The sequence below is a fragment of the Streptomyces sp. NPDC093600 genome, from assembly GCF_044764755.1.
GTDB lineage: Bacteria > Actinomycetota > Actinomycetes > Streptomycetales > Streptomycetaceae > Streptomyces.
Window position 1 is genome coordinate 42,534 of record NZ_JBIWIU010000009.1, and the last position, 24,154, is coordinate 66,687.

Consider the following 24,154-nt stretch of genomic DNA (forward strand, 5'->3'; position numbering starts at 1 on the left):
GGGACGGCCCTTCTCCGTGTCGTACGCGCTACTGCGCCGGCTCCGGCTCGTGCTCCGGCTCCGTCGGCAGTTCGTCCGCCGGCTTCTTCACCGACTCCAGGAGCAGCTGCGCCACGTCCACCACCTGGACGGACTCCTTGGCCTTGCCCTCGTTCTTCTTGCCGTTGACCGAGTCGGTCAGCATGACCAGGCAGAACGGGCAGGCGGTGGAGACGATGTCCGGGTTGAGGGAGAGGGCCTCGTCGACGCGCTCGTTGTTGATGCGCTTGCCGATCCGCTCCTCCATCCACATCCGCGCGCCGCCGGCGCCGCAGCAGAAGCCGCGCTCCTTGTGGCGGTGCATCTCCTGCTGGCGCAGGCCCGGGACCTTGTCCATGATCTCGCGCGGCGGCGTGTAGACCTTGTTGTGGCGGCCCAGGTAGCAGGGGTCGTGGTACGTGATCAGACCCTCGACCGGCGTCACCGGGATCAGCTTGCCCTCGTCGATGAGGTGCTGGAGCAGCTGCGTGTGGTGGATGACCTCGAACTCGCCGCCCAGCTGCGGGTACTCGTTGGCGATCGTGTTGAAGCAGTGCGGGCAGGTGGCGACGATCTTCTTCGCCGACTTCGGCTTCTTGGTCGACTCGTCCTCGTCGTCCTCGCCGAAGGCCATGTTCAGCATCGCCACGTTCTCGGCGCCGAGCTGCTGGAACAGCGGCTCGTTGCCCAGGCGGCGGGGCGAGTCACCGGTGCACTTCTCCTCGCCGCCCATGATCGCGAACTTCACGCCCGCCATGTGCAGCAGTTCGGCGAAGGCCTTGGTGGTCTTCTTGGCCCGGTCCTCAAGGGCGCCCGCGCAGCCGACCCAGTAGAGGTAGTCGACCTCGGTGAGGTCCTCGACGTCCTTGCCGACGATCGGGACCTCGAAGTCGACCTCCTTGGTCCACTCGACGCGCTGCTTCTTGGCCAGACCCCAGGGGTTGCCCTTCTTCTCCAGGTTCTTGAGCATCGTGCCGGCCTCCGACGGGAAGGCGGACTCGATCATCACCTGGTAGCGGCGCATGTCGACGATGTGGTCGACGTGCTCGATGTCGACCGGGCACTGCTCGACACAGGCGCCGCAGGTGGTGCAGGACCACAGGACGTCCGGGTCGATGACGCCGTTCTCCTCGACGGTCCCGATCAGCGGCCGCTCGGCCTCCGCCAGGGCGGACGCAGGGACACCGGCCAGCTGGTCCGCCGACGCCTTCTCGTCGCCCTCCATGGTCTTGCCGCCGCCGGCAAGCAGGTACGGCGCCTTGGCGTGCGCGTGGTCGCGCAGCGCCATGATCAGCAGCTTGGGGGAGAGCGGCTTACCGGTGTTCCAGGCGGGGCACTGCGACTGGCAGCGGCCGCACTCCGTGCACGTGGAGAAGTCGAGGATGCCCTTCCAGGAGAACTGCTCGACCTGGGAGACGCCGAAGACGGCGTCCTCGGCCGGGTCCTCCCAGTCGATCTCCTTGCCGCCGGTCGTCATCGGCTGCAGGGCGCCCAGCGCGGTGGAACCGTCGGCGTTCCGCTTGAACCAGATGTTCGGGAAGCCGAGGAAGCGGTGCCAGGCGATGCCCATGTTGGTGTTGAGCGAGACCGTGATCATCCAGGTGAAGGACGTGACGATCTTGAGCGCGGCGAAGAAGTAGGTGAGGTGCTGGATCGTGCTCAGGTCCAGCCCGTCGAGCAGCGCGATCAGCGGGTACGAGGCGAAGAAGCCCGGCTCCCAGCTGGTGACGTGGTGCTGGACGCCCTCCAGGGCGCGCAGCGTCATGATGCAGACGCCGACGATCAGGATGACGGCCTCGACGAAGTACGCCTGGCCGGTCTTGGAGCCCGCGAAGCGGGACTTGCGCTCCGCCCCGCCCGGCCGGTTCAGCTGCCGGATCACGATCAGGGTCAGGATGCCGAGGACCGTCATCAGGCCGAGGAACTCGGTGAAGATCTCGTACGGCAGCCAGTCGCCGATGACCGGGATCAGCCAGTCGGCCTGGAAGAGCTGGCCGAAGGCGTTGACGATCGTGAGCAGCAGCGAGAAGAAGCCCACCGCCACGAACCAGTGCGCGACGCCGACGACGCCCCAGCGGTTCATCCGGGTGTGGCCGAGGAACTCCTTGACCAGGGTGATGGTGCGCTGTGTGGGGTCGCCGGTGCGGGTGCCCGCGGGGACGGGCTGGCCGAGCTTCACGAAGCGGTAGATCTGCGCGATGGCGCGGCCGAACAGCGCGACGGCCACCACCGTGATGACCAGCGACACGATGATCGCGGCGAGTTGCATGAGGGGCTCCTCGGGCGGGCCTGCGAGGCGAGAGCGCCACACTGCCGAGTGTGGCACTACTAAGCGGTAACTTATTCAGTCCGTGCCGAGATTACCGCTTCGCGGCGCCGCGCTGTAGCGGCGCCCGCGGTGATCTGTGTCGCTCAGGCAAGCCTTGCCGGCCGGGTCTTCCCCGCCGCCGCGCGACGTCTGCGGACTGCTGGAAGCGTACGCGCCAGGATGGCCAGATCCATCCCCAGCCAGTGATGGTCCACATAGTGGAGGTCGAGCAGCTCGCGCTCCTCCCACGGCAGCTCGGAGCGGCCGCTGATCTGCCACAGCCCGGTGATCCCCGGGCGTACGGAGAGCCGGCGCCGGGCCTCGCCCAGGCACTCCCGGTGGTCCGGCACGAGGGGGCACGGGCCCACCAGGGACATCTCCCCCCGTACGACATGGAGCAGCAGCGGCAGCGCGGCGAGCGGGCCCGGGGTGCGGAAGGTCAGTATCCGGAAGGGCTTCCCGTCCCGGCCCGCCATGGTCCGGCGCCGCAGCGGCCCCTCCGGCCGGTCCCCACGGCCTCCCGCCGGCCGGTCCGGTCGGCCTCCCCGCGGCGGCCCCTCCGGCCCGGCCCGTCGCCGTCGCCGGTCCAGGGTGATCAGGAGGGCGACGGCCAGGAGCAGGGGGGAGAGGGTGAGGAGCAGGGTCAGTCCGCCCAGGAGGTCGAGTCCGCGCTTGGCCGTCATTGCCCCCACCACACCCTTTCGTGGGATATTCGTGAGGTATCGGACTCTCTCACGGAGGGGCGTCCGATCAGGGGGATCGACGCGCCCGGAGCCCTTGTGTGAGTGAGCCTCGGACTGAAGAGTTGAGTCGACCCCACTCATGTCTGTTGACGCGGTGAGGGCCGTCGTGCATCCTTGAGTCAGTTCCACTCAAGTCAGGCCAGCTGGAGGAATCGAAATGGCACGTGCGGTCGGCATCGACCTGGGCACGACTAACTCCGTCGTCAGCGTTCTTGAAGGCGGCGAGCCCACCGTCATCACCAACGCCGAAGGTGCCAGGACCACGCCGTCCGTCGTCGCCTTCGCCAAGAACGGCGAGGTGCTCGTCGGCGAGGTGGCCAAGCGTCAGGCGGTCACCAACGTCGACAGGACCATCCGGTCGGTCAAGCGCCACATGGGCACCGACTGGAAGATCGACATCGACGGCAAGAGCTTCAACCCGCAGCAGATGAGCGCCTTCATCCTGCAGAAGCTGAAGCGTGACGCCGAGGCGTACCTGGGCGAGAAGGTCGTCGACGCGGTCATCACCGTTCCGGCGTACTTCAACGACTCCGAGCGCCAGGCCACCAAGGAGGCCGGTGAGATCGCGGGCCTCAACGTCCTGCGCATCGTCAACGAGCCGACCGCGGCCGCCCTGGCCTACGGCCTGGACAAGGACGACCAGACGATCCTCGTCTTCGACCTCGGTGGCGGCACCTTCGACGTGTCGCTCCTGGAGATCGGTGACGGCGTCGTCGAGGTGAAGGCCACCAACGGTGACAACCACCTCGGTGGTGACGACTGGGACCAGCGGGTCGTCGACTACCTGGTGAAGCAGTTCCAGAACGGCCACGGCGTCGACCTCGCCAAGGACAAGATGGCTCTCCAGCGTCTCCGCGAGGCCGCGGAGAAGGCGAAGATCGAGCTGTCGTCCTCCACCGAGACGTCGATCAACCTGCCGTACATCACCGCCTCCGCCGAGGGTCCGCTGCACCTGGAGGAGAAGCTCACCCGGGCTCAGTTCCAGCAGCTCACCGCCGACCTGCTGGAGCGCTGCAAGACGCCGTTCCACAACGTCATCAAGGACGCGGGCATCCAGCTCTCCGAGATCGACCACGTCGTTCTCGTCGGTGGCTCCACCCGTATGCCGGCCGTCGCCGAGCTCGTCAAGGAGCTGACGGGTGGCCAGGAGGCCAACAAGGGTGTGAACCCGGACGAGGTCGTCGCCATCGGCGCCGCCCTGCAGGCCGGTGTGCTGAAGGGTGAGGTCAAGGACGTCCTGCTCCTCGACGTGACCCCGCTGTCCCTCGGTATCGAGACCAAGGGCGGCATCATGACCAAGCTGATCGAGCGCAACACCACGATCCCGACCAAGCGGTCCGAGATCTTCACGACGGCCGAGGACAACCAGCCGTCGGTGCAGATCCAGGTCTACCAGGGCGAGCGCGAGATCGCGGCGTACAACAAGAAGCTCGGCATGTTCGAGCTGACCGGTCTGCCGCCGGCCCCGCGCGGGGTCCCGCAGATCGAGGTCGCCTTCGACATCGACGCCAACGGCATCATGCACGTGACCGCGAAGGACCTGGGCACGGGCAAGGAGCAGAAGATGACCGTCACCGGCGGCTCCTCGCTGCCGAAGGACGAGGTCGACCGGATGCGCCAGGAGGCCGAGCAGTACGCCGACGAGGACCACCGCCGTCGCGAGGCCGCCGAGACCCGCAACCAGGGCGAGCAGCTCGTCTACCAGACGGAGAAGTTCCTCAAGGACAACGAGGACAAGGTCCCCGGGGAGGTCAAGACCGAGGTCGAGACCGCCGTCGCCGAGCTGAAGGAGAAGCTCAAGGGCGACGACACCGCGGAGATCCGTACGGCCACGGAGAAGGTCGCGGCCGTCTCCCAGAAGCTCGGCCAGGCGATGTACGCCGACGCGCAGGCGGCCCAGGCCGCCGGTGGCGAGGCCCCGCACGCCGAGGCCAAGGCCGATGACGATGTCGTCGACGCCGAGATCGTCGACGACGAGAAGCCGAAGGGTGGCGCTGCCTGATGACGGAGGAGACCCCGGGCTTCGAGGAGAAGCCCGACGTCCCCTCCGGCGCCGCCTCTGACGACGCCGCCGAAGCCGCCGAGGCCCCCTCCCAGGAGGAGGGCTCGGCGGCCCCGGCCGGGGACGTAAGCCAGACGGCCGGTCTGACGGCCCAGCTGGACCAGGCCCGCAGCGCGCTCGCCGAGCGCACCGCGGATCTCCAGCGGCTCCAGGCCGAGTACCAGAACTACCGCCGCCGTGTGGAGCGGGACCGGGTCACGGTCAAGGAGATCGCCGTCGCGAACCTCCTGGCCGAGCTCCTGCCCGTGCTCGACGACGTCGGCAGGGCCCGGGACCACGGCGAACTCGTGGGCGGGTTCAAGTCGGTGGCCGAGTCGCTGGAGACCGTCGTCGCCAAGATGGGTCTGCAGCAGTTCGGCAAGGAGGGCGAGCCCTTCGACCCGACGATCCACGAGGCCCTGATGCACTCGTACGCGCCGGACGTCACCGAGACGACCTGCGTGGCGATCCTGCAGCCGGGGTACCGAATCGGCGAGCGGACCATCAGGCCCGCGCGCGTGGCGGTGGCCGAGCCCCAGCCCGGGGCGACGCCGGCCGCGAAGGAAGAGAAGACGGCCGACGAGGAGAGCGGTGGGCCCGAGGAGAGTGCGTGACCTGGTCCGACCGAGGACCGGGGCGCGTGCCCCGCGGGCCGGCGCGATGATCGTCCGGGAGGAGGGACGCCGATGAGCACGAAGGACTTCGTCGAGAAGGACTACTACAAGGTCCTCGGCGTCCCCAAGGACGCCACGGACGCCGAGATCAAGAAGGCGTACCGCAAGCTCGCCCGTGAGAACCACCCGGACGCCAACAAGGGTGACACCAAGGCGGAGGAGCGCTTCAAGGAGATCTCCGAGGCGAACGACGTCCTCGGCGACCCCAAGAAGCGCAAGGAGTACGACGACGCCCGCGCGCTCTTCGGGAACGGCGGCTTCCGGGCCGGACCCGGCGGCGCGGGCGGCACGTTCAACTTCGACCTGGGTGACCTCTTCGGCGGCGCCCAGGGCCCCGGCGGTCCCGGCGCCGGCGGGTTCGGCGGCGGTCTCGGGGACGTCTTCGGCGGACTGTTCAACCGGGGCGCGGGCGGCGCGGGCACGCGGACGCAGCCGCGGCGCGGCCAGGACATCGAGTCCGAGGTGACGCTCAGCTTCACCGAGGCCATCGAGGGCGCCACCGTTCCCCTCCGGATGTCCTCGCAGCAGCCGTGCAAGGCCTGTTCGGGCACCGGCGACAAGAACGGCACGCCCCGCGTCTGCCCGACCTGTGTCGGCACCGGCCAGGTCTCGCGCGGCGGCAGTGGTTCCTTCTCGCTCACCGACCCGTGCGTGGACTGCAAGGGGCGCGGTCTGATCGCCGAGAACCCCTGCGACGTCTGCAAGGGCAGCGGCCGGGCCAAGTCCTCCCGCACCATGCAGGTCCGCATCCCGGCCGGGGTCTCCGACGGCCAGCGGATCCGGCTGCGCGGCAAGGGCACCCCGGGCGAGCGCGGCGGCCCGGCCGGCGACCTCTATGTCGTCGTCCACGTCGACGCCCACCCGGTCTTCGGCCGCAAGGACGACAACCTCACCGTCACCGTGCCCGTCAGCTTCGACGAGGCGGCGCTCGGCGGCGAGATCAAGGTGCCGACCCTGGGCGGCCCGGCGGTGACGCTGAAGCTGCCCGCCGGTACGCCCAACGGCCGTACCATGCGCGCCCGTGGCAAGGGCGCGGTCCGCAAGGACGGCACGCGCGGCGATCTGCTGGTGACGGTGGAGGTCGCGGTGCCCAGGGAACTGGACGACAAGGCCCGCGAAGCCCTCGAGACGTACCGCGAGGCGACGGCGGGCGAGGACCCCAGGGCAGAGCTCTTCCAGGCCGCGAAGGGAGCTTGACGCGATGGACAGCCGATCGGGGCGCAGCCGCAACCCGTACGAACTGACCGACGAGACGCCGGTGTACGTCATCTCGGTGGCGGCACAGCTCTCGGGTCTGCACCCGCAGACCCTGCGCCAGTACGACCGTCTCGGTCTGGTCTCCCCGGACCGCACGGCCGGGCGTGGCCGGCGCTATTCGGCCCGTGACATCGAACTGCTGCGCACCGTCCAGCAGTTGTCGCAGGACGAGGGCATCAACCTGGCGGGCATCAAGCGCATCATCGAGCTGGAGAACCAGGTCGCGGCGCTGCAGGCCCGGGTCGCCGAGCTGTCGGCGGCGGTCGAGGGCGCGGCGGCGACGCTGCGTCAGCGCGAGGCCCAGGTGCACGCCTCGTACCGGCGCGACCTGGTGCCGTACACGGATGTGCAGCAGGCGAGCGCCCTGGTGGTCTGGCGCCCCAAGCGGCCCGGCGTCGAGTAGCCGGCGGTTCCCGTACGTGACGAGGCCCCCTCCGCTTCCCGCGGAGGGGGCCTCGCCGTTGCCCGGATCACCCGGCTCGCCCGGGCTATGGGAGGAGCTCGCCGACGATGCCCCCGACCGTCTCCCACCAGGGTGAGGCGCCGGTCCCGAACGCGGCGGCCAGGGCTGTGCCGACGGCCCGGTCGCGGGGGGTCGCGCCGGGCTTCCAGTCGTCGATGACCCGGCCGCTGCCGGAGCACAGCAGAGTGCCGATCTTCCGGCCGTCGCGGGTCAGCCGGCTCTCGTCGTACCCGCTGGGCACGAGCCGGTACCGGGTCCCGTCGACCCGGACGTCGACCCGGTACGACCACCGCAGCAGACGCCCCCCGGCGGGCCGGATGCGGGCGGGGCGCCCGTCGACGGTGAGGGTGAGGGCGGCGCGGCGGCGGGTCCCGATGGGGACGAGCCGGTTCACCGGGGTGCCGGGCGCGCGGACGAGCTCCACGGTCGGCAGGTGGGGACCGGTCACGCGCAGGGTTCCGGTGGTGCCGTCGAGATCGATCTGGACGTACAAGTTCAGTTTTCCTGCTCCAGGATGCCGGACCTGGCGATGAGATAGCCGAGTTGGGCGCGGCTGCCGCTGCCGAGGGCGGCGGCGAGCTTGGCGATGTGGGCGCGGCAGGTCCGGACGTTCATGCCCAGGCGGCGGGCGATGGCCTCGTCGACGTGGCCCGCGACGAGGAGTTTGGCGATGGAGCGCTGAACTCCGCTGATGTCGTCGGTCTTGAGGTCGTAGGGGATCTCCTCCTTGATCGGCACGGCCAGCTGCCAGAACTGGTCGAAGACGCCGACGAGGTAGGCGACGAGACCGGGGTGGCGCAGCTCCAGGGCCACCTGGCGGTCGCTGCGGGCCGGGATGAAGGCGACCTCCCGGTCGACGATGATGAGCCGGTCGATGATCTCCTCGAGGGTGCGGACCTGGACCTCCGGTCCGACGTGTTCGAGGTAGGCGAGGGTGAGTTCGGTGTGGCGCGCCGTGTGCTGATAGAGCGTCCGCATCCGGATACCGCGTCCGAGCAGCGGTGAGACCCGCTTGAGCGCCTCGCTCAGGGCGTGGGCGGGGCGTCCGCCGCCGGGCTGGACGGTCAGCAGCTCCTGGCTGCAGTTGGCGACCACGCGGTCCAGGGTCGCGTTGATCCTGCCGATGCCTTCGAGCACCGTGATGGCGTGGGTGGCGGGCTGCTCCTGGGCGCTGATCGCCATGAATGGCTCGAACGCGTCGGAAAGCGCGACCGTGAGCCGCCGGCGCTCCAGGATGTCCCGCTCGATCGGCTGCAGCAGCTGGGCCAGCGCCGAGGAGGGCGGCACCGGTCGGAGCCACTGGGCGTCGTCCGGATCCGGGTGGAGGAGCGAGAGATCGAGGAGGCAGGGCGTCTCCGCCGCCTCTGACCGGGGTATTCGTCCTGTGCGCAAGGCGCTCGCGTACAGGTCCGCGCCTGCCTTGCACAGTTCCGCATGCGAATGAGGGTGACCGGTTTCGTCCGGTTGTTTCTGCATTCGTACACCCCCAGGCTCCTGCATCTCAGGAACATGATGCATGGGTTTGGTGGTGGAAGAGGAGAGAGTAAGCCATCGTCTTAGTCGCGGGGGTCGGAAAGAGACGTTGCCTTCAAGTGAGGTTGCTCGGTGATGATGAAGAAGCTCATACGCGCGGTGGCCGGAGTCGCCTTCATCGCGGCTGCCACAGTGGGAGCGCTGGGGGCGGGCGAGGATCCCGGTTGGCACTCGGAGCGGGCGAACACGCAGGTCGCTCCTGCCGACCCGGGCTGGCACTCCGAGCCGGCGCTCGTGACCACTGCCCTGGGCGACCCGGGCTGGCACGTGGCGCCGGCCGCGGTGAACGACCCCGGCTGGTCCTCCGTGGGCGCATGAACGTTCCCGACGACTCTCGCTTCCGTCGCGAGATGGCGACGGCGTACCGCTCCGGGTGGCATTTCATCGACCTCGTCACGGCTGTGCCGCACAGTGGCGATTCGTTGATGGTCACCCTCTTCGGTGAGCCGATCATCATCACGCGAGGTGAGGACGAGGACATCCGCGCCTACCGGTGTCTGCGGCGGCCTCGTGGCGCCCCGCAGCCCGTCCGCTGTGCCATCCGGTACGGCATGATTTTCGTCAATCTCGATCAGCGCGACCATCAGCTGGTCGAGTCCGAAACCATCACCGCCACCCCCCGCAGTGCCTGAGCGGTTCCCCCGTCGTTGTAGATCGCTCAGGTACTACCCCCACACAGCGGCGCCATCGCGGACCTGAAACGCGATGGCGCCGCTGTGCTGTGCGCACACATCCCGCGCATGTCCCTCACGGCGCCGACCGCACGCCCCCACCCGCCCCGCGCGACCGCTACGCGCGGCCCATCGCGCGGGTCAGCGCGATCTCGATGACCACCCGGTCCGGGTTCGGGGAGGGAGTGCGGCCGTAGCGGGCGGCGTAGCGCTCGACCGCGTCCGCGACGGCCTCCGCCTCCGTACGGATCCGGGCCACGCCCTCCAGGGTCGCCCAGCGCTTCCTGTCCACCTGGCAGACCGCGACCCGCGCCCCCTCCGGGCCCGCCGCCAGGACGTTGGCGACCTTGTGGCTGTGCTTGTTGGTGATCACCCGCGCCAGCCCGTTCTCCCCGCCCTCCGGGTCGTACGTCACGCCCACCGCCACCACGTGCGGGGTGCCGTCCGGGCGGGGCGTCGTCAGGGTGCACATGTGGTGCTCGCGCCAGAAGCTGAGGTACGAGTCGCTGGGGTTCCTCGGGTCGGTCGCCATGTCGCGAACCCTACCCTTGAGCGGAATGGACTCAACTTTGTGTACGCTGGACGGGTCATACGCGAGCGACAGCGCCTTGACAGGAGGAGAGACCGCACGTGGACGCCGAACTGACCAACAGGAGCCGTGACGCCCTCAACGCGGCCACCAGCCGTGCCGTGGCCGCCGGGCACGCCGATCTGACCCCCGCGCATCTGCTCCTCGCGCTGCTCGCGGGCCAGGAGAACGAGAACATCATCGACCTGCTCGCCGCCGTCGAGGCCGACCAGGCCGCTGTACGGTCCGGTGCGGAGCGGCTGCTCGCCGCCCAGCCCAGCGTGACCGGCTCCACGGTCGCGCCGCCGCAGCCCAACCGTGAGCTGCTCGCCGTCATCGCCGATGCCGCCGAGCGCGCCAAGGAGCTCGGGGACGACTATCTGTCCACCGAGCACCTGCTCATCGGGATCGCGGCGAAGGGCGGACAGGCGGGCGACGTCCTCGCCCAGCAGGGGGCGAGTGCGAAGAGCCTGCTCGACGCGTTCCAGAAGATCAGGGGAGGACGCCGGGTGACCACACCCGACCCGGAGGGTCAGTACAAGGCACTGGAGAAGTTCGGTACGGACTTCACGGCGGCCGCGCGGGACGGCAAGCTCGACCCCGTCATCGGGCGCGACCAGGAGATCCGGCGCGTCGTCCAGGTGCTCTCCCGCCGCACCAAGAACAACCCCGTCCTCATCGGTGAGCCCGGCGTCGGCAAGACCGCCGTCGTCGAGGGCCTCGCCCAGCGGATCGTCAAGGGCGACGTCCCCGAGTCCCTGAAGAACAAGCGCCTGGTCGCCCTCGACCTCGGCGCGATGGTCGCCGGCGCCAAGTACCGCGGCGAGTTCGAGGAGCGCCTGAAGACCGTCCTCTCCGAGATCAAGGAGAGCGACGGCCAGATCATCACCTTCATCGACGAGCTGCACACCGTCGTCGGCGCGGGCGCCGGCGGCGACTCCGCCATGGACGCGGGCAACATGCTCAAGCCGATGCTGGCCCGCGGCGAGCTGCGCATGGTCGGCGCGACGACCCTCGACGAGTACCGCGAGCGGATCGAGAAGGACCCCGCCCTGGAACGCCGCTTCCAGCAGGTCCTGGTCGCCGAGCCGAGCGTCGAGGACACCATCGCGATCCTGCGCGGCCTCAAGGGCCGGTACGAGGCCCACCACAAGGTCCAGATCGCCGACTCCGCGCTCGTCGCGGCCGCCACCCTCTCCGACCGCTACATCACCTCCCGCTTCCTGCCCGACAAGGCCATCGACCTCGTCGACGAGGCCGCCTCCCGGCTCCGGATGGAGATCGACTCCTCGCCCGTCGAGATCGACGAGCTCCAGCGCGCCGTGGACCGGCTGCGCATGGAGGAGCTGGCGCTGAAGAACGAGAGCGACCCCTCCTCCGTGCAGCGGCTGGAGAAGCTGCGCCGCGACCTCGCCGACAAGGAGGAGGAGCTGCGCGGCCTCACCGCCCGCTGGGAGAAGGAGAAGCAGGGCCTCAACCGCGTCGGTGAGCTGAAGGAGAAGCTCGACGAACTGCGCGGCCAGGCCGAACGCGCCCAGCGCGACGGCGACTTCGGCACCGCCTCCAAGCTGCTGTACGGCGAGATCCCCGCCCTTGAGCGGGAGCTGGAGGAGGCCAGCGAGGCCGAGCAGGAGGCCGCCAAGGACACCATGGTCAAGGACGAGGTCGGCCCGGACGACATCGCGGACGTCGTCGGCTCCTGGACCGGCATCCCCGCCGGCCGCCTCCTGGAGGGCGAGACGCGCAAGCTGCTGCGCATGGAGGACGAGCTGGGACGGCGGCTGATCGGCCAGTCCGAGGCCGTCCAGGCCGTCTCCGACGCCGTGCGCCGCACCCGGGCCGGCATCGCCGACCCCGACCGGCCCACCGGCTCCTTCCTCTTCCTCGGCCCGACCGGTGTCGGCAAGACGGAGCTGGCGAAGGCGCTCGCGGACTTCCTCTTCGACGACGAGCGGGCCATGGTCCGCATCGACATGTCGGAGTACGGCGAGAAGCACAGCGTCGCCCGGCTGGTCGGCGCGCCTCCCGGCTACGTCGGCTACGAGGAGGGCGGCCAGCTCACCGAGGCGGTGCGCCGCCGGCCGTACAGCGTCGTCCTGCTCGACGAGGTCGAGAAGGCGCACCCGGAGGTCTTCGACATCCTGCTCCAGGTCCTCGACGACGGCCGCCTCACCGACGGCCAGGGGCGGACGGTGGACTTCCGCAACACCATCCTGATCCTGACGTCCAACCTCGGCAGCCACTTCCTGATGGACCCGCTGACCTCCCAGGAGCAGAAGCGGCAGCAGGTCCTGGAGGTGGTGAGGGCCTCGTTCAAGCCGGAGTTCCTCAACCGGCTCGACGACCTGGTGGTCTTCTCGGCGCTCGACAAGACCGAGCTGCGCCGGATCGCACGCCTCCAGGTCGACCGGCTCGCCAAGCGCCTGGCCGACCGCCGGCTCACGCTCGACGTCACCGACGCGGCGCTGGACTGGCTGGCGGAGGAGGGCAACGACCCGGCCTACGGCGCCCGCCCGCTGCGCCGTCTGATCCAGACGGCGATCGGAGACCGGCTCGCGAAGGAGATCCTGGCGGGCGAGGTCCAGGACGGCGACACGGTCCGGGTGGACCGTGTCGAGGACGGCCTGATCGTGGGCGCGGCCACGGCCTGACGGCGCGGGCCCGGCAGGCGCTGGACGGCGACGAGGGGGTGCCCCCGCCCTCGTCGCCGTACTCCAGGCGCGCGAGATCCTGTCCGCCCGCAGCGGATCTCGCCCGATCCGGCGCGGTCGGGCTTGCGCCGTACCGCCCGGCATGGGAGAGGATGGCCGCAACCGTACGAAGGGATATTCACGGTGAGCATCGACCCGTCCTCGATTCCGAATTTCGGGGGCCAGCCCCAGCCTCAGGCCGCAGGACCGGCGGGCCCCGTCGTCCCTGATCAGGACCTGGTCAAGCAGCTTCTCGACCAGATGGAGCTGAAGTACGTCGTCGACGACGAGGGTGACCTCGCGGCGCCGTGGGAGGAATTCCGTACGTACTTCATGTTCCGCGGCGACGACGAGCAGAAGGTCTTCTCCGTACGGACCTTCTACGACCGTCCGCACTCGGCGGACGACCGCGCCAAAGTCCTCGACGCGATCGACGACTGGAACCGCCGCACCCTGTGGCCCAAGGTCTACACCCACCTGCACGAGGAGGAGGACGGCTCCGCCACCCTCCGGCTCATCGGCGAGGCGCAGATGCTGATCGGCACCGGCGTCGCCCTGGAGCACTTCGTGTCCTCGACCGTCAGCTGGGTCCGCGCGTCGATCGAGTTCGACAAGTGGCTCGTGGAGCAGTTCGGCCTGGAGTCCCCCGAGGACAAGGAGCCCGGCGCGCCCGAGTAGGACGCGCCCGGACTCACAGCGCCATGTGCGCGAAGAGCAGCAGATACGCGCCATAGCCGAACGAGAGCCCGGCCAGGGCCGTGATCACCACGATCGCGGCTCTCGGCCGGGCTCTCGTCAGTGCGAGCGCCAGCGGCAGCAGCAGCGGGAAGGCGGGGAGCAGGAAGCGCGGCTTGGACTCGAAGAAGCCGGACCCGCCGACGGCGATGAGGACCAGCACGCCCGTGTAGACCAGGACGCACAGCGGCGGGCGCTCCACCAGCGCGAGCAGCGCGAAGAGCAGCACGCCGGCCGCCGTGATCACCAACGCCATCGCGAAGCCGAACTGCGTCGGCCCCTTCAGCATGCCCCGTACGAAGAGCAGCGCGCCGGCCCCCAGGTCGAACCGTGAGGACCAGCCGTCCTGGACGGCGAAGTAGCCGCCGAGCGGATCACCGCGGCGGGCACCGACCCACAGCAGGTACGAGAGCCATCCGGCCGGAGCCAGCGCCGCGGCCGCCCACATCCGCCCGCCCACCCCGCCGCGCCGCCTCCACAGCTCGCAGGCGACCGTGGCGAGGACGGCCGCCGCGACGGCGATCCCGTTCGGCCGGGACAGGCCGGCCAGAGCCGCGAGCGTGCCCGCCCAGAGCCAGCGGTGGGTGAGCAGCGCGTAGAGCGACCACGCGGCGAAGGCGGTCATCAGCGGTTCGGTGTACGCCATCGTCAGCACCACCGAGTGCGGCAGCAGCCCCCAGAGCAGCACCAGGACGACCGCGGTGGGGCGCCCGTACAGCCGTTCGCCGACCAGGTAGACGCCCCAGGCGGCGGCGCCGGCCGCGAGCCACGACAGGAGCAGGCCGGCGGTGCCTCCGGTGACCGGGAGGACGGTGGTGACGGCCCGGACGAGCGCCGGGTAGAGCGGGAAGAACGCCAGGTCGGACTGGACCATGCCGTTGGGCCAGTGGAGGGTGCGGCCGTATCCGTGGGCGGCGATCCGGATGTACCAGTCGGAGTCCCAGGACGTCGCGAGCAGCGCGCGCGGTGAGCGTCCGACGTGCCAGGCCCAGAGCGCGAGAGCGAGCGTCCCGGTCAGCCGCGCGGCGGCGAACAGGCCGAGCGCGGGGGCGGCCCGGTGCAGGGAGGCCCGCCATCGGGGGACCCCCCTGACAGCGGCGGACGCCGGGCGGTCGAGAGTCTCGGCGGACAGGGTGCACCTCCGTGCGCGCGGGAATCAGGTCGGCCCGACAAATCGGTCTACCTGACGATCCTCACGGCACGGAGGGGGCGCGCGAGCGCGGTGGGCCCACCCGGGTGAAAGATTCCCGGGCGCCGTGGGGGCCCGCGTGCTGCGGGTGGCTCGATGTACGCCGGGCTCCCCGCGCGCTTCGGGTGGGCCGGACGCCCCGCGTGCCCCGCGTCCTTCGGGTCGCCCGGGCGCCCGGGTCCCTGGGCGCCCGGGTCAGCCGGCCAGTGTCTTCAGCCGGGAGACCGCCTCTTCCAGGACGGGGCGCTGCTTGCAGAACGCGAAGCGGACGAAGGGGGCGCCCGCGTCGCGGTGGTCGTAGAAGACCGCGTTGGGGATGGCGACCACGCCCGCCCGTTCGGGCAGGGCACGGCAGAAGGCGACGCCGTCGGACTCGCCGAGCGGACGGATGTCGGCGGTGACGAAGTAGGTGCCGGCCGGGCGGTGGACCGCGAAACCGGCCCCGGCGAGCCCGTCGCTCAGCAGGTCCCGCTTGGCGAGGAGATCGGCGCGCAGGGCGTCGAAGAACGTGTCGGGCAGCCGCAGCGCCTCGGCGATCGCGTACTGGAAGGGGCCGGAGGCCACGTATGTCAGGTACTGCTTGGCGGAGCGGACCGCCGTGGTCAGGCCGGGGCTCGCGGTGACCCAGCCGACCTTCCAGCCGGTGAAGGAGTACGTCTTGCCGGCCGAGCCGATGGTGACCGTGCGCTCCCGCATGCCGGGGAGGCTCGCGATCGGCAGGTGCTCGGCACCGTCGAAGACCAGGTGTTCGTAGACCTCGTCGGTGACCACGAGCAGATCGCGCTCGATCGCCAGTTCGGCGACGGCGGTGAGTTCGGCGCGGGTGAGGACCGTGCCGGTGGGGTTGTGCGGGGTGTTGAGGAGGATCAGCCGGGTCCGGTCGGTGACGGCGGCCCGCAGCTCGTCCAGATCGAGGACGAAGCGGCCGTCCGCCGGGCGGAGGGTGACCGGGACGCGGGTGCCGCCGGCCATCGCGATGCAGGCGGCGTACGAGTCGTAGTACGGCTCCAGAGCGATCACCTCGTCGCCCGGCTCCACGAGGGCGAGCAGCGCGGCCGCGATCGCCTCCGTCGCGCCCACCGTGACCAACACCTCCGTGTCGGGGTCGAACTCCAGCCCGTACCGCCTGCGCTGGTGCTCGGCGACGGCCGTGCGCAGCTCCGGGACGCCGGGGCCCGGCGGGTACTGGTTGCCGCGTCCGTCGCGCAGCGCCCGTACGGCGGCCTCGCGGATCTCCTCCGGGCCGTCGGTGTCGGGAAAGCCCTGGCCGAGGTTGATCGCCCCGGTCCGTACGGCCAGCGCGGACATCTCGGCGAAGATCGTCGTCCCGAACTCGGCGAGTCGGCGGTTGAGCAGCGGTCGTGTCATGCCGCCATCGTGGGTGGAAGCTCTGGACTTCCTCAAGTGCGCTTTGGGCGCGGATGGCGTGGGGCATCTCCCCTCCACACAACACACGGGGGTGAAACTGATGACAGCACTGCTGATCGGAGCCGTGATCCTCGTCGTCGCGCTGGGCGTGCTGGCTGGTCGTGGCAGTCGGCGCAGTCAGAGCGGGCGGCGGCACAGCTGGTGGGAGGGCGGCGGCTCCTCCTGCGGCGGCAGCTCGTCGTGCGGGGGCGGTGGCGGCGGGAGCAGCTGCGGCGGGGGCGGCGGCGGAGGTGGCGGCGGAGGCGGCTGCGGCGGCGGCAACTGACACGGGGGTGGTCGCGACGCATCCCCGATGCCGACGAGGCTTGAGGTGCCCTTGGGGTCAACGCCCCATGGGCACCTTCTTGTTGAAGGCGCGCGAGCGATTCCGACTGAACAGTTGAACCGTGAGGCCCCCGAGGGGATGGAAACCACTGCAAGTTGGGTAAAAACGCTGTGAGCTTCCCACAGTTCATGATTCCCTCGCTGTTGAGAACATCCAGCCCTCGGACCGTGTGTGGACCCGAGTCGGCGATCCCCCACTCCCGTTGAACCCTTTCTCCGGGGCGCCCCCGGCCCACCCGTCAAACCGTGTTTGCGGAGCCGACCCATGCTCACGACCCTGAAGACCTCCTATACCGACACGCGCGCGGCCGACCTGGCCTGGGCGCTGGGGCGCGAGCCGCTGCCCGCCCTCGCCGTGCTCGACCTCGAACTGATGGGAGCCAAACTGCAGTTGCGCCTGCTCGGCGCCTCTCATCAGGTACTTCTGCAAGAGGAGGACCGTAGTTGCTCGGAGACCGTCGCCTGTCTGCCCGGCAGCAGTACGCCGCTGCCGCTGGGCGTCTCCAAGCGCGTCGGCGGGTGGGAGTACGAATTCGCGGCGCGCGTCGAGACGTTGTCGCACGGCTCCTTCGCCGGCCGCGCCCAGGAGTTGCTCGCGCTCGTCGCCGACCATCCGAACGGCCTCGCGGGGACGTTCCCCGGCTCGCCGCACGCCTTCACGGCGATGCTGGCGCAGCGCCACGAGGGCCAGGTGCGGTGGCGCACCTGGCACGCCTATCCACAGGAGGGGCAGTTGGTCGTCACGCGGACCCGGGTCGGCGACCGTATGCCCGCCGCAAACTGATGCGCCGTCGGAATGCATCAGCTCCACTCGTGTGGGTGACATAAAGCGATACGGGTGTGACGTAGCGTTACGCGCATGATCGATCCGCCCGTGACCATGCCACCCCGGAGGGTGACAGGGCCGCCCGCGCGTCCGGGTGCGGTGCGGTATCCGGTCCTCGCGGTGGTCTTCGTCTGCGCGGCCTGCGGACTGGTCTACGAGCTGGAACTGGTCGCGCTCGCCTCGTATTTGATCGGCGATTCCGTGACCCAGGCGTCCGTCGTGCTGTCCGTGATGGTCTTCGCGATGGGCGTCGGCTCACTGCTCGCCAAGCGGTTGCGCTGTCGCGCGGCGGTCGGCTTCGGCCTGGTCGAGGCCGGCCTCGCGCTCGTCGGCGGCTGCTCCGCGCTCGTGCTCTACGCCGCGTTCGCCTGGCTCGGCGAGTCCCGGTACGTCCTGGTGGCGTTCTCCCTCGCCATCGGGGTGCTCATCGGGGCCGAGATCCCGCTGCTGATGTCCCTGATCCAGCGGGCCGGGTCGGCGCGCGCCCCCGGCGCGGGGGACGAGGACGACGCGGCCGGGACGGTCGCCGACCTGTTCGCCGCCGACTATGTGGGAGCGCTGGTCGGCGGCCTCGCCTTCCCCTTCCTGCTGCTGCCCTGGCTCGGCCAGTTGACGGGAGCGCTGGTCACGGGCGCGGTGAACGCCGTGGCGGGCGGCGGCCTGGTGCTGTGGCTGTTCCGGCGTGATCTGACCGCCCGGTCCCGGGCACTGCTGATCGGCGCCAATCTCACCGTCCTCACCGTCCTCGCCACCGCCACCGTCCTCGTCGACGACTTCGAACGGGCGGCGCGGCGCGCGGTGTACGGCGACAGCGTGCGGGTCGCCGTACAGACGGAGATGCAGGAGGTCGTGGTGACCGGGGCCCCGGGAGGGCCGCCGGAGCTGTTCCTCGACGGTCGGCTGAGGGTCGGCGGACAGGACGAGTACCGCTACCACGAGGCGCTGGTGCACCCGGCGATGAACGGGCCGCACGCGCGCGTGCTGATCGTCGGCGGCGGCGACGGCCTCGCCGCGCGCGAGGTGCTGCGCCATCCGGGGGTCCGCTCGGTCACCGTCGTCGAAGTCGACCCCGGAGTCGTACGCCTGGCCCGGACCGACCCCCAGCTCGCCACGCTCAACGAGCACGCGCTCCGGGACCCCCGGGTGCGGGTCGTCCACGCGGACGCCTTCCACTGGCTGCGCGGGGCCGGCCAACGGGCCGGAGCGGGGCCGGCCGCCGGTGGCGAGCGGTACGACGTGATGATCTCGGACCTGCCCGACCCGGGGATCACCGCCAGCACCAAGCTGTACTCGGAGGAGTTCTACGGGCTGGCGGCGCGGATCCTCGCGGACGGCGGACGCCTCGTGGTCCACGCCGGATCGGCCTCGGCCCGCCCCCGTACGTTCTGGACCGTTTACTCCACCCTGCGGGCCGCCGGTTTCGCGGTCCGGCCCTACGGCGCGAGCGGGCACGCGGCCGGATTCGCCACGGGCCCCGACCGGGGCGATCGCGCCGAGGACGGGAGCGCGGGCCCGGCGGAGTGGGGCTACCTCCTCGCGGCCCGGGGCCCGCACCCACCCGCGCTGGGCCTCGCCGCCGGCACACCCCCGCTGCGCTCCCTCACCGTCGAAGCCCTGGCGACGGGCGCGCGGACCGTGGAGCGGACCCGGAGCGGCGACCTCCCCGCGTCCACGCTCGTGCACCCGCGTTACAGCGGCTGACACCGGCGGACGCGGGACCCGAGGCCGACCCGGCCGCCGTCCACACTGATGCACCCACGACAGCGGCTGACACCGGCCGGCGCGGGACCCGCGGGCGAGCCCGGCCGTCGAAACAGGCGACGGGGCGGGCGGGGCTGAGTAGGCTCGGCTTCCATGGAGCATGAGGTGTTCGTTCCGGTTCCGGCCGAGGTCCTGCGCGAGACGCTGACGGACCCGGCACGGGTGGCGCACTGCGTCCCCGGCCTCCAGCAGGACGCCGACACGGAGGCGGGCCCCCTCTCGGGCCGCCTCAGGATCCGGGCCGGCGGCAACACCATCACCTACCGGGGCACGCTCCGGCTGACCGAAAGCGACGGAGTCGTCGCCGTCGAGGGCGAGGGCGCCGAGGTGCGGGGCAAGGGCTCGGCCCGGCTGTCCCTGACGATCGCGCTCGCCCCGGTGCCGAACGGTACGGCACTCACCTTCACCGGCACCCTGACCTCGGACGGCCGCCTCGCCGACCTCCCCGACGAGACGCGCGCCTCGGCCGGCGGACGGCTCCTCGACCGGTTCGCGGAGAGCCTGGCCGCAGCGGCGATCGACCACCTGCGCGCCGACGCCGACGCGGACGACGCCGACGACGCCGAAGCCCACACCGCTTCCGGTCTCGACGCCGGGCTCGACGCCGACCTGGAGGCGGAGGACGACATCGACAGCGACGGGGTCGACGACGGCGTGGAGGAACCCCACCGCCCCTCCGTCTACGACACGCCCGTCCCCCCGCCCTCGCTCGACCCGCTCGGCGAGGAGGAGTTCGACGAGACGGCGGGCGACTACCCGGCCGGAGCCCCCGCCGCCGAGGCCGCCCACGCCCGCCGGACCATGATCGGACGCAGCGCGGAGGAGGTCGACCACGCCCCGCCGCGCGGCCGTTACGCCCCCGTTCCCGCCCCCGACTCCTCCACGGCAGGTGCCACCCTGCGCTGGATCGCGCCCGCCGCCGCGCTCGCCCTCGCCTCCGCCGTCGTCATCGGCCGGGCCCTGCGCCGCCGCCGCTGAGGGCGTTCCCGGGCGGGCCGGTCTAAGGTCGGGGTCGTGAGCGAGCAGACGCGACTGACGGCGGGCGACGCCGAGTTGACCATCAGCCCCGACAACGGCTGCCGGATCGAGAGCCTGCGCATCGGTGGTACCGAACTGCTGCGCCAGGGCGAGCGGTACGGCTGCTTCCCCATGGTGCCCTGGTGCGGGCGCACCGCGAACGGACGCTTCCGCGACGGTGCGACCAGTCATCAGCTGCCCCTCAACGCGCCCCCGCACGCCGTCCACGGCACCGGCCGCGACACGGCGTGGAAGACCGCCCGCGCCGGTGAGCGGGAGGCCGCCTTCACCTACGACCTCGCCGAGCCCTGGCCGTACACCGGCCGGGTCACCCAGCTCTTCGAGCTGACCGAGGACGCCCTCACCCTCACCCTCGGGGTCGAGACGGTCGACGACTCCTTCCCGGCCCAGGCCGGCTGGCACCCCTGGTTCCTGCGGAACCTGGGCGACGGCGGCGAGGACGTACGGATCGACTTCACCCCCGGCTGGCAGGAGGAGCGCGGCCCGGACCACCTCCCCACCGGCCGCCGGATCAGCCCCACCCCCGGCCCGTGGGACGACTGCTTCGGCATGCCCGACGGCGTCGACGTCACCCTCACCTGGCCGGAGCGACTGGAGCTGAAGGTGACCAGCCGGGCGGAGTGGGTCGTGATCTACGACGAGCAGAAGGAGGCGGTCTGCGTGGAGCCGCAGTCCGGCCCGCCGAACGGCCTCAACACCCACCCCCGGTACGTGACCCCGATCGACCCCCTGGAGATCACGGCGACCTTCGCCTGGCGGCGGCTCTGAGCGTGCGGCGCGAGGACACCGCATAAGCTCGGGGTCATGACTGACGTACGCGCTGACCTGCTCCAGCAGATCAAGGACAAGGCCGTGGTGCACGGCAAGGTGACCCTCTCCTCGGGTCGGGAAGCCGACTACTACATCGACCTGCGCCGGATCACGCTGGACGGCGAGGCCGCGCCGATGGTCGGTCAGGTCATGCTCGACCTCACCGCCGATCTGGACTTCGACTGCGTGGGCGGTCTGACGCTCGGCGCCGACCCGGTCGCCACCTCGATGCTGCACGCCTCCGCCGCGCGCGGGCAGCGCCTGGACGCCTTCGTCGTCCGGAAGGCGCAGAAGGCGCACGGCATGCAGCGCCGTATCGAGGGCACGGACGTCAAGGGCCGCCGCTGCCTGGTCGTCGAGGACACCTCCACCACCGGCGGCTCGCCGCTGACCGCCGTCGAGGCGGTCCGCGAGGCGGGCGGCGAGGTCGTGGCCGTGGCCACGATCGTCGACCGGGGCGCGGCGGGCGCGATCGCCGAGGCCGGTCTGTCGTACCTCACGGCGTACGAGCTGAGCGACCTCGGTCTCGCCTGACCGACGCCGACCACCGACGCCGACCACCGACGCCGACCGACGCCGACCGGCGCCGACCGACGCGAAGTCGTGACGTCGGCCCCGGGCCGTGTGCTCCATGGGCCTGACCTGCGACTTTGGTAGGGGGTGGACCGTTTCACGTGAAACAGTCCGCCCCTTCGCCCTGGTGTCCGGGAAAGAGTCTGGAAAGATGGGGCCCGACGATGACGTCGCCCCAGGTCAGGGCCAAGCACGCCACGCACACACCGCACATCACAAGGAGCGGACGAATGCCCATCGCAACCCCCGAGGTCTACAACGAGATGCTCGACCGGGCGAAGGCAGGCAAGTTCGCCTACCCGGCCATCAACGTCACCTCGTCCCAGACCTTGCACGCTGCGCTGCGCGGCTTCGCCGAGGCCGAGAGCGACGGCATCATCCAGATCTCGACCGGCGGCGCCGAGTTCCTGGGCGGCCAGTACAACAAGGACATGGTCACCGGCGCTGTCGCCCTGGCCGAGTTCGCGCACATCGTCGCCGCGAAGTACGACATCACGGTCGCCCTGCACACCGACCACTGCCCGAAGGACAAGCTGGACGGCTACGTCCGCCCGCTGCTCGACATCTCCGCCGAGCGCGTCAAGGCCGGTCGGGACCCGCTGTTCCAGTCCCACATGTGGGACGGCTCCGCCGAGACCCTCGCCGACAACCTGGCCATCGGCCAGGAGCTGCTTGCCAAGGCCGTCGCCGCCAAGATCATCCTTGAGGTCGAGATCACCCCGACCGGCGGCGAGGAGGACGGTGTCACCCACGAGATCAACGACGAGCTGTACACCACCGTCGACGACGCGATCCGCACCGCCGAGGCCCTGGGCCTGGGCGAGAAGGGCCGCTACCTCCTGGCCGCCTCCTTCGGCAACGTCCACGGCGTCTACAAGCCGGGCAACGTCGTGCTCCGCCCCGAGCTGCTGAAGGACCTCCAGGCGGGCGTCGCCGAGAAGTACGGCAAGGCCTCCCCGTTCGACTTCGTCTTCCACGGCGGCTCCGGCTCCACGGCCGAGGAGATCGCCACCGCGCTGGAGAACGGCGTCGTGAAGATGAACCTGGACACCGACACCCAGTACGCCTTCACGCGTCCGGTCGCCGACCACATGCTGAAGAACTACGACGGCGTGCTGAAGGTCGACGGTGAGGTCGGCAAGAAGTCGACCTACGACCCGCGCACCTGGGGCAAGCTGGCCGAGGCGAGCATGGCCAAGCGTGTGACCGAGGCGTGCGCGGCGCTGCGCTCGACCGGCACCAAGCTGAAGTAACCGCGGTCCACCTTCCGCGGAAGGGGCCCGGCACCATCGCCACCGCGGTGGTGCCGGGCCCTCCGTCTGTCTGGAGGCTGTGAGTGACGACGTACGACTTCGACCGGGAGATCGACCGGCGCGGCACCTCGTCGGTCCAGTGGGACGGGATCGCGGACCGCTTCGGCGCCGGGGACCTGCTCCCCTTCACCATCTCCGACATGGACTTCGCCTCCCCGCCCGAGGTCCTGGCCGCCCTGCGCGAGCGGGTCGACCACGGGGTCTTCGGCTACACGGACTGGCGGCTCGGAGAGTTCCGGGAGGCGATACGGCACTGGTACGCCACCCGGTACGACACCGGGGTCGACACCGAGACGCTGGTGTACGCCCCCTCGGTGCTGAGCCAGCTCTCCCAGCTGCTGCGGATGTGGACGGCGCCCGGCGACGGGGTGGTCGTGCACACCCCGACGTACGACGGCTTCCGCAAGGTGGTCACCGGCCTGGGGCGGGAGCTGCGGGGCGTGCCCGTCGGTGACACGGAGGCGCTGGCGGCGGAGCTGGCCCGGCCGGACGCCCGGATGCTGCTGCTCTGTTCGCCGCACAACCCCACGGGGAGGGTGTGGCGGGAGGAGGAACTGGCGGAGTTCGCCCGGCTGGCCGAGCGGTACGGCGTCGCGGTCGTCAGCGACGAGATCCACGCCGACCTGGTGGCGGACGGCCACCGCCATCTGCCGTTCAGCCGCTTCGCCGAGACCGGACGCGGCCGGCGGTGGGCCCTGATCACCTCGGGCACCAAGGCCTTCAACTTCCCGGCGTTGACCGGCTCGTACGGGATCGTGGGCGACCCCGACGAGCGGGAGGCGTTCGTCCGCCGCATGGAGACGGGCGAGGGCCTGGCCTCCCCGGCCGTGCTCTCCCTGACCGCGCACATCGCCGCCTACCGGCACGGCGGGCCCTGGCTGGACGAGCTGCGGCGTTATGTGGCCGGCACCCTGCGGATGCTCGCGGAGCGGCTGGCCGAGGGCCTGCCCGGGGTGGAGTGGACACCTCCGCAGGCCGGCTATCTGGCCTGGATCGATCTGCGGCCGCTCGGTATCGACGAGAGCGCGCTCCAGCGTGAGCTGATCGAGCGCGAGAAGGTCGCGATCATGCCGGGTGCGGTGTACGGAGCGGCGGGTTTCGTGCGGCTGAACCTCGGCTGTCCCAGGAAGAAGGCGGAGCGGGGCGTGGACGCGCTGGTGCGGGCGGCGGGGAGACTGCGGACCGGGTGAG

At 70.9% G+C, this 24,154-nt stretch carries 23 protein-coding genes; 16 read left to right on the plus strand and 7 right to left on the minus strand.

Features of this window, described 5'->3' with window-relative positions:
- Window positions 1-28: 28 nt before the first annotated feature.
- Window positions 29-2,287: a (Fe-S)-binding protein gene (locus ACIRB4_RS21985; protein WP_403293587.1), complete on the minus strand. Its 2,259-nt coding sequence runs from the start codon at window positions 2,285-2,287 to the stop codon at window positions 29-31.
- A 143-nt stretch (window positions 2,288-2,430) separates the two neighbouring features.
- Window positions 2,431-3,009 carry a sugar transferase gene (locus tag ACIRB4_RS21990; protein ID WP_403293589.1) on the minus strand — a complete coding sequence of 193 codons (579 nt, stop codon included), beginning with the start codon at window positions 3,007-3,009 and terminating at the stop codon, window positions 2,431-2,433.
- A 217-nt stretch (window positions 3,010-3,226) separates the two neighbouring features.
- Here ACIRB4_RS21990 and dnaK point away from each other — a divergent pair, with 217 nt between their 5' ends.
- The 4 genes from dnaK to ACIRB4_RS22010 all read left to right on the plus strand — a co-directional run bounded on the left by dnaK (window position 3,227) and on the right by ACIRB4_RS22010 (window position 7,444).
- A complete protein-coding gene (gene dnaK, locus ACIRB4_RS21995; RefSeq protein ID WP_403293590.1) occupies window positions 3,227-5,071 on the plus strand; it encodes a molecular chaperone DnaK in 1,845 nt (614 codons plus the stop codon).
- The gene (gene grpE, locus ACIRB4_RS22000) at window positions 5,071-5,724 is read left to right on the plus strand and encodes a nucleotide exchange factor GrpE (RefSeq protein WP_403293592.1); all 654 of its coding nucleotides are present in this window, start codon (window positions 5,071-5,073) and stop codon (window positions 5,722-5,724) included. The genes dnaK and grpE overlap by 1 nt, the downstream gene beginning before the upstream one ends.
- Before the next feature lie 72 nt (window positions 5,725-5,796).
- The gene (dnaJ, locus tag ACIRB4_RS22005; RefSeq protein WP_403293594.1) at window positions 5,797-6,981 is read left to right on the plus strand and encodes a molecular chaperone DnaJ; all 1,185 of its coding nucleotides are present in this window, start codon (window positions 5,797-5,799) and stop codon (window positions 6,979-6,981) included.
- A gap of 4 nt (window positions 6,982-6,985) precedes the next feature.
- Entirely contained in the window at window positions 6,986-7,444 is a 459-nt protein-coding gene (locus ACIRB4_RS22010) for a heat shock protein transcriptional repressor HspR (RefSeq protein ID WP_403293595.1), read from the plus strand.
- A gap of 85 nt (window positions 7,445-7,529) precedes the next feature.
- On the opposite strand, the gene ACIRB4_RS22015 is transcribed toward ACIRB4_RS22010, so the two are convergent.
- Window positions 7,530-7,997 (minus strand): hypothetical protein, encoded by a 468-nt coding sequence (locus tag ACIRB4_RS22015; RefSeq protein WP_403293597.1) that lies wholly within the window; start codon window positions 7,995-7,997, stop codon window positions 7,530-7,532.
- A 2-nt stretch (window positions 7,998-7,999) separates the two neighbouring features.
- Window positions 8,000-8,980, minus strand: a complete 981-nt coding sequence (locus tag ACIRB4_RS22020; protein WP_403293598.1) for a helix-turn-helix transcriptional regulator — start codon at window positions 8,978-8,980, stop codon at window positions 8,000-8,002.
- A gap of 132 nt (window positions 8,981-9,112) precedes the next feature.
- On the opposite strand from ACIRB4_RS22020, the gene ACIRB4_RS22025 reads away from it, so the two are divergent.
- Both ACIRB4_RS22025 and ACIRB4_RS22030 read left to right on the plus strand, forming a co-directional pair.
- Window positions 9,113-9,355 carry a hypothetical protein gene (locus tag ACIRB4_RS22025; RefSeq protein WP_403293600.1) on the plus strand — a complete coding sequence of 81 codons (243 nt, stop codon included), beginning with the start codon at window positions 9,113-9,115 and terminating at the stop codon, window positions 9,353-9,355.
- Window positions 9,352-9,669, plus strand: coding sequence for a (2Fe-2S)-binding protein (locus ACIRB4_RS22030; RefSeq protein ID WP_356888170.1), 318 nt, complete (start codon window positions 9,352-9,354; stop codon window positions 9,667-9,669). The genes ACIRB4_RS22025 and ACIRB4_RS22030 overlap by 4 nt, the downstream gene beginning before the upstream one ends.
- Before the next feature lie 157 nt (window positions 9,670-9,826).
- Here ACIRB4_RS22030 and ACIRB4_RS22035 read toward each other — a convergent pair whose 3' ends face one another.
- On the minus strand, window positions 9,827-10,240 hold the full coding sequence (locus ACIRB4_RS22035) for a pyridoxamine 5'-phosphate oxidase family protein (protein ID WP_403293603.1): 414 nt from the start codon (window positions 10,238-10,240) through the stop codon (window positions 9,827-9,829).
- Window positions 10,241-10,338: 98 nt separating this feature from the next.
- On the opposite strand from ACIRB4_RS22035, the gene clpB reads away from it, so the two are divergent.
- Together clpB and ACIRB4_RS22045 are read left to right on the plus strand one after the other, a co-directional pair.
- Complete coding sequence (gene clpB / locus ACIRB4_RS22040; protein ID WP_403293604.1) at window positions 10,339-12,927, plus strand: ATP-dependent chaperone ClpB; 2,589 nt, start codon at window positions 10,339-10,341, stop codon at window positions 12,925-12,927.
- A 183-nt stretch (window positions 12,928-13,110) separates the two neighbouring features.
- A complete protein-coding gene (locus ACIRB4_RS22045) occupies window positions 13,111-13,644 on the plus strand; it encodes a YbjN domain-containing protein (protein WP_356888176.1) in 534 nt (177 codons plus the stop codon).
- A gap of 13 nt (window positions 13,645-13,657) precedes the next feature.
- On the opposite strand, the gene ACIRB4_RS22050 is transcribed toward ACIRB4_RS22045, so the two are convergent.
- Window positions 13,658-14,833, minus strand: coding sequence for a glycosyltransferase family 39 protein (locus ACIRB4_RS22050; RefSeq protein ID WP_403294005.1), 1,176 nt, complete (start codon window positions 14,831-14,833; stop codon window positions 13,658-13,660).
- Window positions 14,834-15,085: 252 nt separating this feature from the next.
- Entirely contained in the window at window positions 15,086-16,258 is a 1,173-nt protein-coding gene (locus ACIRB4_RS22055) for a pyridoxal phosphate-dependent aminotransferase (RefSeq protein WP_403293606.1), read from the minus strand.
- 100 nt (window positions 16,259-16,358) lie between these two features.
- Between ACIRB4_RS22055 and ACIRB4_RS22060 the strand changes: the two genes are divergently transcribed.
- The 8 genes from ACIRB4_RS22060 (at window position 16,359) to ACIRB4_RS22095 (ending at window position 24,153) form a co-directional block, all read left to right on the plus strand.
- Complete coding sequence (locus ACIRB4_RS22060) at window positions 16,359-16,583, plus strand: hypothetical protein (protein WP_403293607.1); 225 nt, start codon at window positions 16,359-16,361, stop codon at window positions 16,581-16,583.
- A gap of 324 nt (window positions 16,584-16,907) precedes the next feature.
- On the plus strand, window positions 16,908-17,426 hold the full coding sequence (locus tag ACIRB4_RS22065) for a DUF2617 family protein (RefSeq protein WP_403293609.1): 519 nt from the start codon (window positions 16,908-16,910) through the stop codon (window positions 17,424-17,426).
- Between the two features lie 75 nt (window positions 17,427-17,501).
- Entirely contained in the window at window positions 17,502-19,169 is a 1,668-nt protein-coding gene (locus ACIRB4_RS22070; protein ID WP_403293610.1) for a polyamine aminopropyltransferase, read from the plus strand.
- Between the two features lie 153 nt (window positions 19,170-19,322).
- Window positions 19,323-20,207, plus strand: a complete 885-nt coding sequence (locus ACIRB4_RS22075; protein WP_403293613.1) for an SRPBCC family protein — start codon at window positions 19,323-19,325, stop codon at window positions 20,205-20,207.
- Window positions 20,208-20,243: 36 nt separating this feature from the next.
- Window positions 20,244-21,035: an aldose 1-epimerase gene (locus ACIRB4_RS22080; protein ID WP_403293615.1), complete on the plus strand. Its 792-nt coding sequence runs from the start codon at window positions 20,244-20,246 to the stop codon at window positions 21,033-21,035.
- A 36-nt stretch (window positions 21,036-21,071) separates the two neighbouring features.
- A complete protein-coding gene (pyrE, locus tag ACIRB4_RS22085; RefSeq protein ID WP_403293617.1) occupies window positions 21,072-21,611 on the plus strand; it encodes an orotate phosphoribosyltransferase in 540 nt (179 codons plus the stop codon).
- 269 nt (window positions 21,612-21,880) lie between these two features.
- A complete protein-coding gene (gene fbaA, locus ACIRB4_RS22090) occupies window positions 21,881-22,903 on the plus strand; it encodes a class II fructose-bisphosphate aldolase (protein WP_403293618.1) in 1,023 nt (340 codons plus the stop codon).
- Between the two features lie 83 nt (window positions 22,904-22,986).
- Window positions 22,987-24,153, plus strand: a complete 1,167-nt coding sequence (locus ACIRB4_RS22095; RefSeq protein WP_403293619.1) for a MalY/PatB family protein — start codon at window positions 22,987-22,989, stop codon at window positions 24,151-24,153.
- Window position 24,154: the final 1 nt, after the last annotated feature.

Excerpts from the sequence above, each read along its gene's own strand:
- fbaA (WP_403293618.1), top strand. The coding sequence starts at position 21,881 with ATGCCCATCGCAACCCCCGAGGTCTACAACGAGATGCTCGACCGGGCG.
- ACIRB4_RS22075 (WP_403293613.1), top strand. The coding sequence starts at position 19,323 with ATGGAGCATGAGGTGTTCGTTCCGGTTCCGGCCGAGGTCCTGCGCGAG.
- pyrE (WP_403293617.1), top strand. The coding sequence starts at position 21,072 with ATGACTGACGTACGCGCTGACCTGCTCCAGCAGATCAAGGACAAGGCC.
- ACIRB4_RS22020 (WP_403293598.1), bottom strand. The coding sequence starts at position 8,980 with ATGCAGAAACAACCGGACGAAACCGGTCACCCTCATTCGCATGCGGAA.
- grpE (WP_403293592.1), top strand. The coding sequence starts at position 5,071 with ATGACGGAGGAGACCCCGGGCTTCGAGGAGAAGCCCGACGTCCCCTCC.
- ACIRB4_RS22065 (WP_403293609.1), top strand. The coding sequence starts at position 16,908 with ATGCTCACGACCCTGAAGACCTCCTATACCGACACGCGCGCGGCCGAC.
- ACIRB4_RS22025 (WP_403293600.1), top strand. The coding sequence starts at position 9,113 with ATGATGAAGAAGCTCATACGCGCGGTGGCCGGAGTCGCCTTCATCGCG.
- ACIRB4_RS21990 (WP_403293589.1), bottom strand. The coding sequence starts at position 3,009 with ATGACGGCCAAGCGCGGACTCGACCTCCTGGGCGGACTGACCCTGCTC.
- dnaK (WP_403293590.1), top strand. The coding sequence starts at position 3,227 with ATGGCACGTGCGGTCGGCATCGACCTGGGCACGACTAACTCCGTCGTC.
- dnaJ (WP_403293594.1), top strand. The coding sequence starts at position 5,797 with ATGAGCACGAAGGACTTCGTCGAGAAGGACTACTACAAGGTCCTCGGC.
- ACIRB4_RS22030 (WP_356888170.1), top strand. The coding sequence starts at position 9,352 with ATGAACGTTCCCGACGACTCTCGCTTCCGTCGCGAGATGGCGACGGCG.
- ACIRB4_RS21985 (WP_403293587.1), bottom strand. The coding sequence starts at position 2,287 with ATGCAACTCGCCGCGATCATCGTGTCGCTGGTCATCACGGTGGTGGCC.
- ACIRB4_RS22010 (WP_403293595.1), top strand. The coding sequence starts at position 6,986 with ATGGACAGCCGATCGGGGCGCAGCCGCAACCCGTACGAACTGACCGAC.
- ACIRB4_RS22035 (WP_403293603.1), bottom strand. The coding sequence starts at position 10,240 with ATGGCGACCGACCCGAGGAACCCCAGCGACTCGTACCTCAGCTTCTGG.
- ACIRB4_RS22055 (WP_403293606.1), bottom strand. The coding sequence starts at position 16,258 with ATGACACGACCGCTGCTCAACCGCCGACTCGCCGAGTTCGGGACGACG.
- ACIRB4_RS22060 (WP_403293607.1), top strand. The coding sequence starts at position 16,359 with ATGACAGCACTGCTGATCGGAGCCGTGATCCTCGTCGTCGCGCTGGGC.
- ACIRB4_RS22070 (WP_403293610.1), top strand. The coding sequence starts at position 17,502 with ATGATCGATCCGCCCGTGACCATGCCACCCCGGAGGGTGACAGGGCCG.